Raw genomic sequence first — 12,448 nt, 5'->3', positions numbered from 1 at the left:
AGGGCGATAGTCTTTAACTCCAGCAGTTCTCGGTCCGGAAGGCGTCCTCGTGAAGTCAGTGCGTTCTCTCTTAGATCCCTATGACCGGACCAATGATCCCGATGCTGTGGTGCACCGCCGCACCAGGACTGCCAAAGACGAGATCACCAGCCAATGGCCAGCGTGGCTCAGCGCTGAACTAGTTGGGATATTCCAGGGACTGGGCATCCAACAGCCTTGGCTGCACCAGGCCCAAGCAGCCAACCTCATCCACGAGGGCCACCACACCATAGTTTCCACCGGTACCGCCTCAGGCAAGTCCATGGCCTACCTGATGCCAAGTCTGGAACAGTTGTACCAGGCGAAGGACAGCGGATTCAACGATGCTGATGCCGGTGCATCGGTGCTTTATATCTGCCCAACCAAAGCACTGGCAGCCGACCAGCTTTCCGCTGTGGAGTCCCTAGGCGTTCCCGGGGTCCGAGCCGCTCCCTACGATGGCGATACCGACCAGGCCACCCGTGCTTGGGTACGCCAGCACGCCAACTTCGTCTTCACCAACCCAGATATGCTGCACCGCGGCATCCTGCCCAACCATCCGGCCTGGTCCAGATTCTTCAAGCGCCTTCGCTACATCATTATCGACGAGGCCCATTCCTACCGTGGGGTCTTTGGCGCACACGTAGCCAACCTGATGCGCCGGTTGCGTCGCATTTGCGCCTATTACGGCAGCTGCCCGGTCTTCATCGGTGCGTCCGCGACGAGCTCAGACCCCGAAGCATCCTTCGGGCGTCTCATTGGGGCGCCAGCTCAAGCGGTGACCAACGATTTCTCCGCCAGCGGTGAACTGGTGATGGCCTTGTGGGAACCTCCGATGAGTGATCACCGCGGTGAAAACGGTGCGCCGGTACGGCGTACCGCCATCGCCGAGAGCGCTTCGATCCTCACCGATCTGATGGCTGATCATATTCGAACCATTGTCTTCATCAAGTCCCGCCGCGGTGCTGAAACAATCGCAACGCTCACCCGCAAGCATCTGGAAAAATTTGCACCGGATCTATCCGTCCGGCTTGCAGCGTACCGCTCGGGCTACTTGCCTAATGAACGCCGTGAGGTGGAAAAGCAATTGCGCAGTGGCGAGCTGCTGGGTGTCACCTCAACTTCGGCGCTGGAACTGGGTATCGATATTGCGGGGCTGGACGCGGTAGTGGTGGCTGGGTGGCCAGGCACCCGCGCATCGTTCTTCCAGCAAATCGGCCGTGCCGGACGTTCGGGCCAGGATGCGCTGGCGATCTTTGTCGCAGCTGAAGATCCGTTGGACACCTACCTGGCACATCATCCCGAAGCCATCTTCGATTTGGGTGTCGAAGCGACAGTCTTTGATCCGCAGAATAAGTATGTGCTTAGCGGCCACCTCTGCGCCGCCGCGCAAGAATCTCCCCTGCGCCCGGAGGAGTTGGAAATTTTCGGTCCGCAGACCGAACAGCTTCTGGATTCGCTGGTGCAACGCGGCTACTTGCGCCGGCGCCCGGCTGGATGGTTCTGGACGCATCCGCAACATGCGGCAGGGATGTTCTCCATTCGGGCCGATGGCGGTGGACCAGTGGACATCATCGATGCGGAAACCGGCGCTCTGCTAGGCACGATGGATTCCCCGCAAACGCATTATCAGGCGCATCCCGGGGCCATCTACGTCCATCAGGGTGCCAGCTACCATGTGGAAGAACTTGATGAGCAGAACCACGTGGTGATCGTGACTCGGGTGAATCCTGATTACTACACCACGGCGCGTGATCTCACCACGGTTGCCATTGATTCCGAGGAACGCAGCCGTAACCACCGAGAACTGACGATTCATTTCGGTGAAGTCACTGTGACCACCCAGGTCGTGTCTTTCCAGCGGAAGTCGGTGGCTTCTAATGAAGTGCTGTCCGAAGAACCGTTGGAGCTTGAAGCCCGGGATCTGAATACCAAGTCCATTTGGTTCACCCTGACCGAGCAGCGATTGCTTCGAGCTGGTTTGGAGGTAGATCAGTTCCCCGGAGCCTTGCATGCTGCCGAGCATGCCATGATCGGGTTGCTGCCGCTGGTTGCTACCAGCGACCGTTGGGATATCGGCGGAGTATCCACTGCGCTACACATGGATACCGGCCATCCGACAATTTTCGTCTATGACGCGCAGCCTGGCGGTGCTGGATTCGCCGAGCGTGGTTTCGAGCGCTTCACCGATTGGATCCGGGCCACCCGGGATGCCATCGAGGCCTGCGAATGCCAGCACGGCTGCCCAAGCTGCGTGCAGTCCCCCAAGTGCGGTAACCGCAATAATCCATTGGACAAGGCTGGAGCGATCTTGCTGTTGACGGCCGTGCTTGACGACGTGGAGCCAGCGCACCACCGCTAACCGCTTCCGCCATGCTCACCGCCCCGGTGCATCCAGTGGCGGTGCTCCCGCCCGTGCCTGGGCTTCGGCCAGATACAGTTCTATGCCCAGGGCACGGAATCCGACAGGAACGTTAGTAGTAACGCGCACCGACTGGCCGTCGGGTTCCACCGTGCATGCTGCCAGCAGTGCACCGTTGGATTCGGCCAACAACGCCGCAACTGTGCAGGGGTCCCCGGGGCGCAACCCGCGGGCCGTATCCGCAGCAGCCAGCGCCGACAGATCGGCGGCGCTGGCAGCCTGCATCGCGGCTCGGGTTGCTGCAACCCATGCTAAAACGGCACCGGCAATTAGCAGTGCAACAACCACGAGCGCTGTTGCCATGACCGTTCCGCTACCCTGTTCGCTTCGAAGGCTCCGCCGCTTTTTCATTCGACGGCCACACTGGCTTGTCCATGGATTTGAAGGCTGCCAACGATTGGAAGGCTCACCGATTTGCTGACGTGAACCTGCCAGTAGCCGTTGGCTGTTGAGAGCGAGAAACGGGCTTGGCTTCCTGCCAGCCTCACGCCGCTGGCGCGAGCGGTTGCATCGTCCTCGCCGCGGGCCAATTCCCTGGCCATGGCACCGGCTGCCTGCTGAACTTGGATCTGCTGGATCCCGACGACACCCAAGCACAAACCCAAGGACAGCATCATGGCAACCGCGGGTAGCAGCACCGCAAATTCGGCGGTACTGCTACCCGATTCGTCGCTGAAGCTCATGGCCTACAGCGACAGCGCTTTAGTAATCAGGCCCATCAGCATGCCACGTACGTCGCCGCTGGACAGGATGCTGATCAGCAAGCCGGCAAAAGCCACGGCAGCCAGCGTGACCATAGCAAATTCGGCGGTGGTGGATCCCTGCTCTTCTCGCAGCAGATCCCTGATTTCCCGGAACCGTCGGTTCATTGTGTTGTCCTTTCTAGACTGTCATCCCCGGCGTCGATACCGTGGATGTTGTGCTTCTACCATCGGCGAGCGCCGCGGGCAGCAACATGGGTTTCCTACGAGCTGGGCATAACCTTCGGCCGGGGATTACTGGTAGCTGGGGAATAGCGCGATGATCAGTGGAACCACGCCCAGGGCGATGAAAGCCGGCAGTGCGCAGGCCCCTAGAGGCAGTACGAGCCTGGTACCGAATTGTGCTCCGAGGCGCGCGACTTTCTGTGCATGTTCACGGCGTTGCAGAATCGCGGTATTTCGTAGCAGATTGGCTGCCGGCGCTCCGGTCATGTGGGCAAAGTGCAGTGCTTTCCGCAGCGGGTCGAGCCAGGGCGGAACGGCTTCCCAGGCTTTGTCCCAGGCCATGTTCATTTCCAAGCAGCGCGCTACGCTGCGCAGCACCGCGCACTGTTCAATGCTGTGACCGAGCAGATCGAGGATCTCGGTGATGGGCATCCCCGAGTCCAACAGGCTGGCGCTCAGATCCAGGATCAGCTCGACAGGTTTTTCATCTTCCTGCCGTCTTTTCCCAAGGCACTGCGGCGCCTTGCCTTCTCGACTTTTCGAGTTGGGCCGTCCTAATGCCAAAGCGATGGAAAGCGCCCCTAGAAGCAGAATCAGAACGATCATGACAGTGCCTGGCTAGTGGTTGCCTGCATGAGCCGCCGGCACCAGATCCGGTTGGCGATCCACAGCAATGCTCCAATGAGCACGCTGAGTTGCGCCGCCCATGATCGGCCTATTGTGCCCAGAACATCAATGCCCACAAGCAGACCGAATCCAAACCCGACTAGTGGAAGCCATGTCAGCAACTTAGTCGTTGCTTTCGGGCCAGCCATAGCCGCCTCGAATGCTTGCTGGGCTACTAGGTCGCATTCGAGGTCTTCGGCTAGCCGTTCCAGCACATCGACAAGGCTTGCGCCGCTGCGTTCGGAGAGTTCCAGGCACCAGTGCAGTCGTCGCACCGCTGGACCTTGTCCCTGCTCCGCCGGAAGACCGGGTCCGGGAGCGCTGTTGCTTAGCCGATGCGTTGCTTGGAGGTCTTTGAGCGCTCGGATGATGTTCCCGCTGTCGTCCTCGGCCTCCAGCAACGCATCAACTGCGGGATGGAAATCCAATCCGCTTCGGAGCAGCGCCGAGAGTTCACGAATGATGCGGGCATCGGTGCTCAGTACCTGGTCATCGTCCGTGTGGCGTTCCGCCCCGCGATCCCGGAGCCTGCGCAGGGAACCCGCTTTGATTTTGCTTGCCGGGTGCGCGGGGATCCACAGCCACAAGGCCAGTGCGCCAAAGATGAGGATCAGCATTGGTCAACGTTTCTTGGCGTGCTCATCGCCTAGCGCCTTGGCAATGGTGCACGTGAGCGATGGGCCAAATCTGTTCGCCAGGAAGTTGTGCCCGTAGTCGGCCAGCGGTTCGGCGGCGTCCAGGTCTATCAGGCGCCGCATGTGCATCTGGCCATCGCTACCGGTGTCCAGGCATCCAAGGGCCACCGGTCCGCGCTGCCCTTGGCTCCCCCTGTTCATGTGAATGACAAGATCCAAGGCGCTGGAGGCCTGCAACGAAGTCGCCTGCACGCTCCATCCGGCGAGCGCACCCAGCGCCGCCAAGCGGGCCGGAACTGACTGCGGGTTGTTGGCGTGCATGGTGCCTGCGGCTCCCTGATGCCCCGTGTTCATGGCTGCCAGAAAATCGCGTATTTCCTCCCCACGGCATTCGCCAACGACCAGACGGTCAGGGCGCATGCGCAGGGCTTGGACAACCAAATCCTTCAGCTGCACCTGGCCGGCAGATTCGACGTTGGCCGACCGGGTTTGCAAGGACACAACATGCGGGTGCGGTACATGCAGTTCTTGCGAGTCTTCCACGATGACCAGACGGTGCCGCGGATTGGCTTCGGCAAGCATGGCTTGCAGGAGGGTAGTTTTGCCGCTGCCTGTTCCTCCGGTAATCAGGAAGTTCATCTGGCGTTCCACGATGGCTTGAAGCAGCGGTAGCCAGAACCCGTTCGATCCTTCCAGGACGGTGCCCAGTTCGAGCTGGGCACTGCGCTTGACGCGAATCGAGATCAGCGGTCCGGCTGTGGCAATTGGAGGCAGTACAGCGTGGACGCGGTAATTCTTCAAGCTCATGTCCATGAACGGGCTAGCTGAATCGAGCCGTCGGCCCGCAAGGGTTGCAAGATGGACGGCCAGGGTCCGAACCTGCTCTGGGGAAGAAAACCGGAATTCGGTGGGCTGCAGGCCGGCCGGAGAATCCGTCCAGACCATCCCTTGCCCGTCGACCAGGACATCGGTCACCTCGGGCCGCTGTGCGAAAGGCTCGAGGATTGATAATCCTGCCACTTCGTTCTGCAGCGATTCCAGCGATTGTGCGGCACCTTGGGAACCCAGAGCCGCGCCGGAGTCGTGAACGGCTCCTGCCAAGGCAATCGCATCAAGCTGCCCGCCGGTGAGCAATGCGCGTTCACGCACGGATTCAAGGATTTTGGCATCCAGCACAGGCCCGCCCGTTGATGGGTTGGCGTTGTGGCTATGCCGGCCCGGGCTCATGGGTGCTGCTCCTTCATTTGCGGTATCAGGCAGAGGTTGGACAGGTGCTGGCGCAATGCCCGGGATTTGAAACTGTCGTATAATTGGCCGCGCTCGATCGCTTTGCTGATCCGGGGAAAATCGGGGAAGGCACCAAGAATCTGAGGAAAACCCGCAGGGGTGCTGCGTAGTTTCTGTTCCCCGCACAGCACCACTTCCCCAGAGGCTGGCACGGTCAGCGAACTGACAGTGGCGATATTCCGGTCTATGAATTGGTTCAGTGCCAGCCGTTGCGGATGCGGTGCGCGCCCGGCATCCACTACGACCAGATCGAATCCTTGCCGGGCGGCGGCCAGCAGGCGGATCACCAGCTGGTCCTCCAGCTCATGCGTTCTGCTTGCCTGGGACCAGGTCAAGATCGCGGTATCGCGAAGCTTCGGCAGCGTTTCAGCCAGTTGATGAGCAGCAAGCGCGCCACCGGATTGCCGCAATTCTTCCCATCCAATTCCCGTTGGCGGTTGGGTGCAAACCAGCGGCCAAGCGCCCTGGGAATGCGGATCCAGATCAATCATGGCGCTGCGAAGACCACTTAATGTCCCGGCATGCGCCAGCAACAGGGCCAGGGTCGTTGTTCCCAGCCCGCCTGCTGTGGAATGCAGTGCCAGTGTGTGTCCATGCCCTGCCCTCATGGCCCATAGACCCAGGTACTCGCCGAGCCATTGGCTGGCCGAGGGCAAAACTGCCACCCTTGCCTTGGGAATTCTGCTGGCCAAGCTCCACACGATGGCCTCGCCATCTTCCAGACCGACCAGGACATCCACCGGCCGGCTCGTATTTTCGGCTAGTGCTGCCATGTCGCTGCCCCACAGCACCGGCCCAGAACCATCGGCGGGCAGCAGCTGCGGGTCGGTGCATTTGTTGATTCTCACCGCCGCGCCGACCGCGATCACTGCGCATCGCTCAATAATCCGTGCATCGTTGCTCACGATGGTGCAGATCGGTTCATCTTCCGCCGTGTGGTCAGCCGCTGCCGGCCTCCTGGTGCTGTTCGGAGGCGCCTGCGCGAAATCCAGTTCAGTCATCACGAATCGTTGGGTGTCCTTCAGCGGTTTAGCCGATGAGGACTCTGATAGCCATTTCATGCATCGAGCGTGGCATCTGCCTAATCATTTGCGTGCCGCTCGCCAACCAACTGGGGATATCGGCCGCTGGCACGGCACAATAGATCCATGAGTGCCATCGCTTTCCTTGCTGCCGATCCTGATGGCTATGCCCTGATCGATCTTCGCGACCAGTATTCTGGCAACTCGCTGCAGCCGGTCGTCTCGGTATCCCGGGATGATTTTGCCGGATTTGTTGCCGAAATCGAAGCACGGCATTCGCCCCGATGGGCCATGCTCCGCACCACCCCGTGGATGCAGCCACTTGTTTCTGCGGGTGTTCATCTGGCCAAGGCCTGCATTCTCTCCTTGGCCCAACGCATCTTGCACCGCTCGCCGCTGAGTGAGGAAAAGCTCGAAGACTTCGATCTTGAACGACCAGTTCAGGCTCACGAAAGGGCCAACCAGGATGCGCTCTTTGCCGCCCCGACCTCCGGCGAATCCCTTTCCGAGCTCGTAGCCATGTACGTTGCCCAGCGCAAGGCGTTGCCGCAGGATCCCAGCACCCGTCAGCGTCTGGAATTATTGATCCACGCCGAATCGGTAGGTGCGTTGATTGCCTGCGAGATGGAAGCGGCCGGTTTGTCGTGGGATGAAGCCGGACACCGCGCCCTGCTGCGCGAGCAATTGGGCGAACGCGTATCCGACTATGGACGGCCGCCGAAACTCGCGGCCAAGGCCCAGCAATTGGCCAAGGCATTAGGCAGTCCCGGGCTCAACCCGGATTCGCCGCAGGAGCTGTTGCGCGCCCTGCATAAGGCCGGTTTCGCGGTGAGCTCGGTGCGGGCCTGGGAACTGGAGCAGATCAAGCATCCATTGATTTCTGAGGTTCTTGAATACAAGAAACTCTCGCGTCTTGCCAGCACCCATGGTGATGCGTGGTTGGATCAATGGGTGAAAGGCGGCCGTTTCCATCCGCATTATGTGCTGGGAACGGTGACTTCAGGACGCTGGGCCGCTTCTGGTGGCGGGGCGCTCCAATTGCCGCATTCCATCCGGCAGGTCGTGCGCACCCGTCCCGGCTCGACGTTTGTGGTGGCCGACGGGAGGCAACTGGAACCTCGAATCCTGGCAGCTATTTCCAATGACCAGCAATTGCAAAAAGCAGGCCAGCAAGATGACCTGTACCAGTGGCTGCTCGATGCCCAGCTCGTGGCTTCCCGAGATGAGGCCAAGCTGGGCATGCTCTCGGTCATCTACGGCGGTGGCGGCGGTGCTTCAGGTGCAGTGGGTGCGGCCCTGACCCGCAGTTTTCCCACCGCCATGCGTTTTGTCGAACAGGCAGCTCTTGCCGGCGAGCAAGGTGAAGGCGTGCGCAGTTTCCTCGGCCGCGGCTGCCCGCCAGCCGATGAGCAGTGGCTGCAGGCGCAGAAAGCTACCAACGATGAAGCATCGCAGCGGGCTGCTGACGGCGCGGCGAGAGCCCGCGGCCGGTTCACCAGGAACTTTGTCGTACAGGCGACCGCCGCGGAGTGGGCTTTGGTGTGGATGGGCCACGCACGGCACCTGATCCATCAGGCCGGGTGGAGCCAGACCTGCCGCCAGGTGTTCTTTGTCCATGACGAAATCGTCTTTGAATGCCCCACCGAATTGGCTGGGCAACTGCAGGAGCTCATCCGGCATGCGGCCATGCTCGCCGGGCGTTCCCTGTTCGGCCAGGCCTCGCCGCGCTTCCCGGTCAGTGTTGCGATCTCCGGGAACTACGCGGATGCGAAGTAGCCGGCTTCAGGCCATGCGCAGTTCACGGCGGTTGTTCCACGGCTGGGTCCAACCCAGCTCGTTGAACAGCCTGTCCAGCACGATCGCGGTGAAGCCCCAGATGATCCGGTCTTCAAAATCGAAGGCCGGGGACTTGAACTTCTGATTGCCGCGCTGCACCACGCCGGTCAGGCGATTCCTCGGCTCCAGCAGGTGCGCCACCGGGGCGCGGAATACGCCGGCGCTTTCGGCCGGGTCAGCCGGATAAACCCTGGATTCGGTATGCCACCAGCCAATCACCGGGGTGACCAGGAAGTTCGAAACCGGCAATTCGGTTTCCCCCAAGGTGCCCAGGACCTCGATCCCGGAGGTGTCCACGCCAGTTTCCTCCCACGCCTCGCGCAAGGCGGCGTCGGCAACGCTCGAATCCTCCTGGTCGATCCCGCCTCCGGGGAAAGCGATCTGGCCCGCGTGCTTGCGCAGGGTCGCGGCGCGCTCCACGAACAGCACGTCCAGATCGCCGGCCCGGGAGTGCGGCTCCAGGGCCGCTTCGCCGGCAGCACCGAACAGGATCAGGACCGCGGCACGGCGCGCAGCACCGAGCTCGATATCGCTCATCACCCATTCGCTGGGCAGTTTCTGCGTTGCCCCGACCTGTGCCGTGTGGCGGGCAATTACTTTTTCCAGTTCCAAGCGCGCGCTCATGCGTCCAATCCGTATCCTTCAGCCCTCAGCTCGCGGCGGGTTGCGCCAGCGATCATTTTCGCCAGCAATTCTTCCCGTCCTGGTGCGAGCTCATACTTGAGCAACGCTGTGGCCTTGGCAGGTATTTCCTCGCCGATGCCGAACGAGGGGCAAAGCTTGGCGATGGCGCAGGCCCCGCAGGCAGGTTTGCGCGAGTGGCAGACGCGGCGGCCATGGAAGACCACGCGGTGGCTGAGCATCGTCCAGTCGCGTTTTTCGAACAGTTCCCCCACCGCGTGCTCGACCTTGACCGGATCGGTTTCATCGGTCCACCCAAAGCGGTTGGCCAGGCGCCCGAAGTGGGTGTCCACGGTGATTCCGGGAACACCGAAGGCATTTCCCAGCACGACGTTGGCGGTTTTGCGTCCCACCCCGGGAAGCTTCACCAGCTCTTCGAGCTTGGCTGGCACTTCTCCGTCAAAGCGTTCAACCAAGGCGGCGGATAGCCCGAGCAGGGAGTCCGTCTTGGCGCGGAAGAAACCGGTGGGGCGGATCAGCTGCTCAAGCTCGCCCCGTTCGGCTTGGCTCATTGCGTGGGCGTCCGGGAAACGGGCGAAGAGCGCTGGAGTGATGGCATTGACCCGCACGTCGGTGGTCTGCGCGGAGAGCACGGTGGCTACCAGCAGTTCGAAGGGGTTCTCGAAGTCCAGTTCGGGCACCGCGTAGGGGTAGGCCTTCGCCAGTTCCCGGTTGATCTTGCGTGCCCGGCGCTTCAGCCCCAGCTCGGTTTCGTTGTCCAATTTCTTCGCCACGCTTTAGATCGTGTCATGAGGGCGTGAAGTTTTCACCCTTGGACACCACCTTGGCGTGCTGTTCATCGCGTGCAGCTAACCGCTCGGCGCACAAATTACCCCATTTCCCCTTTCCCGGTGACACAAAGCACACCGGCCCTGCTGGAGGATGTAACTTTGATCACAGAGAAATATTTGTGACTACGCGGAAGGACGCGAACCCAGTGAGTGATTCGAAAACCTTGGATAACCTGTCGACCGAAACACGTTCCTTTGCCCCGAGCAAGGACTTCAGCGATCAGGCCATCGCAACGCAGGCCCGCTACGACGCAGCCAAGGCAGACCGCTTGGGCTATTGGGCGGACCAGGCACGCCAGGTACTGACCTGGGACACCGATTTCACTGAAACCTTGGACTGGTCGCAGGCACCGGTGGCCAAGTGGTTCGTCGGCGGCAAGCTCAACGCGGCCTACAACGCGCTGGACCGCCATGTGGAAAACGGCCTGGGCGACCGCGTCGCCATCTACTTCGAAGGCGAGCCGGGCGATACCCGCACCTACACTTACGCGCAGCTGACCGAAGAGGTCAAGAAGGCCGCCAACGCTTTCGAATCCCTGGGCGTGGCCAAGGGCGACCGCGTGGCCGTCTACCTGCCAATGATCCCGGAAGCCGTCATCACCATGCTGGCCTGCGCCCGCATCGGCGCCATCCACTCGGTGGTCTTCGGCGGCTTCTCCGCCGACGCGCTGCGCAGCCGCATCGATGATGCGGACGCCAAGCTCGTGGTCACCGCCGATGGCACCTGGCGCCGCGGCAAGCCGTCCTCGCTGAAGCCGGCAGTCGATGCGGCGCTGGAAGCACCGGGCCACACCGTGGAAAACGTTCTGGTGGTCAAGCGCAACGGCGAGCCCACCGAATTCGGCGCACTGGACAAGTGGTGGGATGACGTCGTCGGCACCGCCGCCACCGAGCACACTGCGGTAGCCCACGACTCCGAGCACCCGTTGTTCGTGCTGTATACCTCGGGCACCACTGGCAAGCCCAAGGGCATTGTGCACACCACCGGCGGCTTCTTGGCCCAGGGCGCCGTGACCCACCGCGCCACCTTCGATTTGCACCCGGAAACCGACGTGTACTGGTGCACCGCGGACATCGGCTGGGTGACCGGCCATTCCTACGTCACCTACGCGCCGCTGGTCAACGGCGCCACCCAGGTGATCTACGAGGGCACCCCGGATACCCCGCACCAGGGCCGTTGGTGGGAACTGGTGGAAAAGTACGGCGTCACCATCCTGTACACCGCGCCCACCGCAATCCGCACCTTCATGAAGTGGGGCCGCGAGATCCCCGATGGCTACGACCTGTCCTCGCTGCGCGTGCTGGGTTCGGTGGGCGAACCGATCAACCCGGAAGCATGGATGTGGTACCGCGATGCCATCGGCACCAACAACGGCAAGAACGGCGAGCGCAAGGAACACCCGGCCCCGATCGTGGACACCTGGTGGCAGACCGAAACCGGCGCGCACATGATCGCTCCGCTGCCGGGCGTCACCGCAACCAAGCCGGGTTCGGCCCAGGTGGCCGTGCCGGGCATCGCCATTGACGTGGTGGATGAAGCCGGCGAATCCGTGGCCGACGGCGAGGGCGGCTTCCTCGTCATCCGCGAGCCGTGGCCAGCGATGCTGCGCGGCATCTGGGGCGACATGGAACGCTACAAGGACACCTACTGGTCGCGGTTCGAGAACATGTACTTCGCTGGCGACGGTGCGAAGAAGGACGCCGATGGCGATATCTGGCTGCTGGGCCGCGTGGATGACGTGATGAACGTCTCCGGGCACCGCCTGTCCACCACCGAGATCGAGTCCTCGCTGGTCGCCCACCCATACGTGGCAGAGGCCGCCGTGGTGGGAGCGAAGGACGAGACCACCGGCGAGGCCGTGGTGGCCTTCGTGATCCTGCAAACCGAGCCGGCGGAAGGCGAGGATGTGGTGGCGACCCTGCGCAACCACGTGGGCAAGGACATCGGCCCGATCGCCAAGCCGAAGCATGTGCTGGTGGTTCCGGAACTGCCTAAGACCCGCTCGGGCAAGATCATGCGCCGCCTGCTCAAGGACGTGGCCGAGGGCCGCGAGGTCGGCGATGCCACCACGCTGTCCGATTCAACGGTGATGAGCCAGATCGCGCAGTCCATGGGCAAATAGCCTCAGCACGCCCCAGTGCAGCAAGCCGCCCTTCGTCCACA

The 12,448-nt window shown here is 61.9% G+C and carries 12 protein-coding genes; 3 read left to right on the top strand and 9 right to left on the bottom strand.

Features of this window, described 5'->3' with window-relative positions:
• Window positions 1-49 precede the first annotated feature (49 nt).
• Entirely contained in the window at window positions 50-2,380 is a 2,331-nt protein-coding gene (locus ACNPN0_RS02170; protein WP_133833579.1) for a DEAD/DEAH box helicase, read from the top strand.
• Between the two features lie 15 nt (window positions 2,381-2,395).
• Here the strand turns inward: ACNPN0_RS02170 and ACNPN0_RS02165 are convergent, their stop codons facing one another.
• From ACNPN0_RS02165 to ACNPN0_RS02135, 7 genes are all read right to left on the bottom strand, one after another.
• A complete protein-coding gene (locus ACNPN0_RS02165; protein ID WP_133833578.1) occupies window positions 2,396-2,791 on the bottom strand; it encodes an Rv3654c family TadE-like protein in 396 nt (131 codons plus the stop codon).
• Window positions 2,788-3,123 carry a TadE family type IV pilus minor pilin gene (locus tag ACNPN0_RS02160; protein ID WP_105656969.1) on the bottom strand — a complete coding sequence of 112 codons (336 nt, stop codon included), beginning with the start codon at window positions 3,121-3,123 and terminating at the stop codon, window positions 2,788-2,790. The genes ACNPN0_RS02165 and ACNPN0_RS02160 overlap by 4 nt, the downstream gene beginning before the upstream one ends.
• A 3-nt stretch (window positions 3,124-3,126) precedes the next feature.
• The gene (locus ACNPN0_RS02155; RefSeq protein ID WP_105656970.1) at window positions 3,127-3,309 is read right to left on the bottom strand and encodes a DUF4244 domain-containing protein; all 183 of its coding nucleotides are present in this window, start codon (window positions 3,307-3,309) and stop codon (window positions 3,127-3,129) included.
• 126 nt (window positions 3,310-3,435) lie between these two features.
• Entirely contained in the window at window positions 3,436-3,972 is a 537-nt protein-coding gene (locus ACNPN0_RS02150) for a type II secretion system F family protein (protein WP_133833577.1), read from the bottom strand.
• The gene (locus ACNPN0_RS02145) at window positions 3,969-4,649 is read right to left on the bottom strand and encodes a type II secretion system F family protein (protein ID WP_448937616.1); all 681 of its coding nucleotides are present in this window, start codon (window positions 4,647-4,649) and stop codon (window positions 3,969-3,971) included. The genes ACNPN0_RS02150 and ACNPN0_RS02145 overlap by 4 nt, the downstream gene beginning before the upstream one ends.
• A gap of 3 nt (window positions 4,650-4,652) precedes the next feature.
• Window positions 4,653-5,894, bottom strand: coding sequence for a TadA family conjugal transfer-associated ATPase (locus ACNPN0_RS02140; RefSeq protein WP_448937615.1), 1,242 nt, complete (start codon window positions 5,892-5,894; stop codon window positions 4,653-4,655).
• On the bottom strand, window positions 5,891-7,015 hold the full coding sequence (locus ACNPN0_RS02135; RefSeq protein WP_133833574.1) for a hypothetical protein: 1,125 nt from the start codon (window positions 7,013-7,015) through the stop codon (window positions 5,891-5,893). Before ACNPN0_RS02135 ends, ACNPN0_RS02140 begins: the two co-directional genes overlap by 4 nt.
• Before the next feature lie 87 nt (window positions 7,016-7,102).
• Between ACNPN0_RS02135 and ACNPN0_RS02130 the strand changes: the two genes are divergently transcribed.
• Window positions 7,103-8,752: a bifunctional 3'-5' exonuclease/DNA polymerase gene (locus ACNPN0_RS02130; RefSeq protein ID WP_133833573.1), complete on the top strand. Its 1,650-nt coding sequence runs from the start codon at window positions 7,103-7,105 to the stop codon at window positions 8,750-8,752.
• A 6-nt stretch (window positions 8,753-8,758) separates the two neighbouring features.
• On the opposite strand, the gene ACNPN0_RS02125 is transcribed toward ACNPN0_RS02130, so the two are convergent.
• Window positions 8,759-9,436, bottom strand: coding sequence for an NUDIX hydrolase (locus ACNPN0_RS02125; protein ID WP_105656976.1), 678 nt, complete (start codon window positions 9,434-9,436; stop codon window positions 8,759-8,761).
• A complete protein-coding gene (nth, locus tag ACNPN0_RS02120; RefSeq protein ID WP_105656977.1) occupies window positions 9,433-10,227 on the bottom strand; it encodes an endonuclease III in 795 nt (264 codons plus the stop codon). The genes ACNPN0_RS02125 and nth overlap by 4 nt, the downstream gene beginning before the upstream one ends.
• 203 nt (window positions 10,228-10,430) lie before the next feature.
• Here nth and acs point away from each other — a divergent pair, with 203 nt between their 5' ends.
• A complete protein-coding gene (gene acs / locus ACNPN0_RS02115) occupies window positions 10,431-12,407 on the top strand; it encodes an acetate--CoA ligase (protein WP_448938840.1) in 1,977 nt (658 codons plus the stop codon).
• Window positions 12,408-12,448: the final 41 nt, after the last annotated feature.

The sequence above is a fragment of the Glutamicibacter sp. AGC84 genome (genome assembly GCF_053543575.1).
The sequence above is the reverse complement of the archived record's forward strand: the minus strand, read 5'-3'. Positions and strand labels throughout refer to the sequence as shown.

What these genes read in the sequence shown, in the direction of transcription:
- ACNPN0_RS02165 (WP_133833578.1), bottom strand. Translation starts at nt 2,791, where the DNA reads ATGAAAAAGCGGCGGAGCCTTCGAAGCGAACAGGGTAGCGGAACGGTC.
- ACNPN0_RS02160 (WP_105656969.1), bottom strand. Translation starts at nt 3,123, where the DNA reads ATGAGCTTCAGCGACGAATCGGGTAGCAGTACCGCCGAATTTGCGGTG.
- ACNPN0_RS02155 (WP_105656970.1), bottom strand. Translation starts at nt 3,309, where the DNA reads ATGAACCGACGGTTCCGGGAAATCAGGGATCTGCTGCGAGAAGAGCAG.
- ACNPN0_RS02150 (WP_133833577.1), bottom strand. Translation starts at nt 3,972, where the DNA reads ATGATCGTTCTGATTCTGCTTCTAGGGGCGCTTTCCATCGCTTTGGCA.
- ACNPN0_RS02145 (WP_448937616.1), bottom strand. Translation starts at nt 4,649, where the DNA reads ATGCTGATCCTCATCTTTGGCGCACTGGCCTTGTGGCTGTGGATCCCC.
- ACNPN0_RS02140 (WP_448937615.1), bottom strand. Translation starts at nt 5,894, where the DNA reads ATGAGCCCGGGCCGGCATAGCCACAACGCCAACCCATCAACGGGCGGG.
- ACNPN0_RS02135 (WP_133833574.1), bottom strand. Translation starts at nt 7,015, where the DNA reads ATGAAATGGCTATCAGAGTCCTCATCGGCTAAACCGCTGAAGGACACC.
- ACNPN0_RS02130 (WP_133833573.1), top strand. Translation starts at nt 7,103, where the DNA reads ATGAGTGCCATCGCTTTCCTTGCTGCCGATCCTGATGGCTATGCCCTG.
- ACNPN0_RS02125 (WP_105656976.1), bottom strand. Translation starts at nt 9,436, where the DNA reads ATGAGCGCGCGCTTGGAACTGGAAAAAGTAATTGCCCGCCACACGGCA.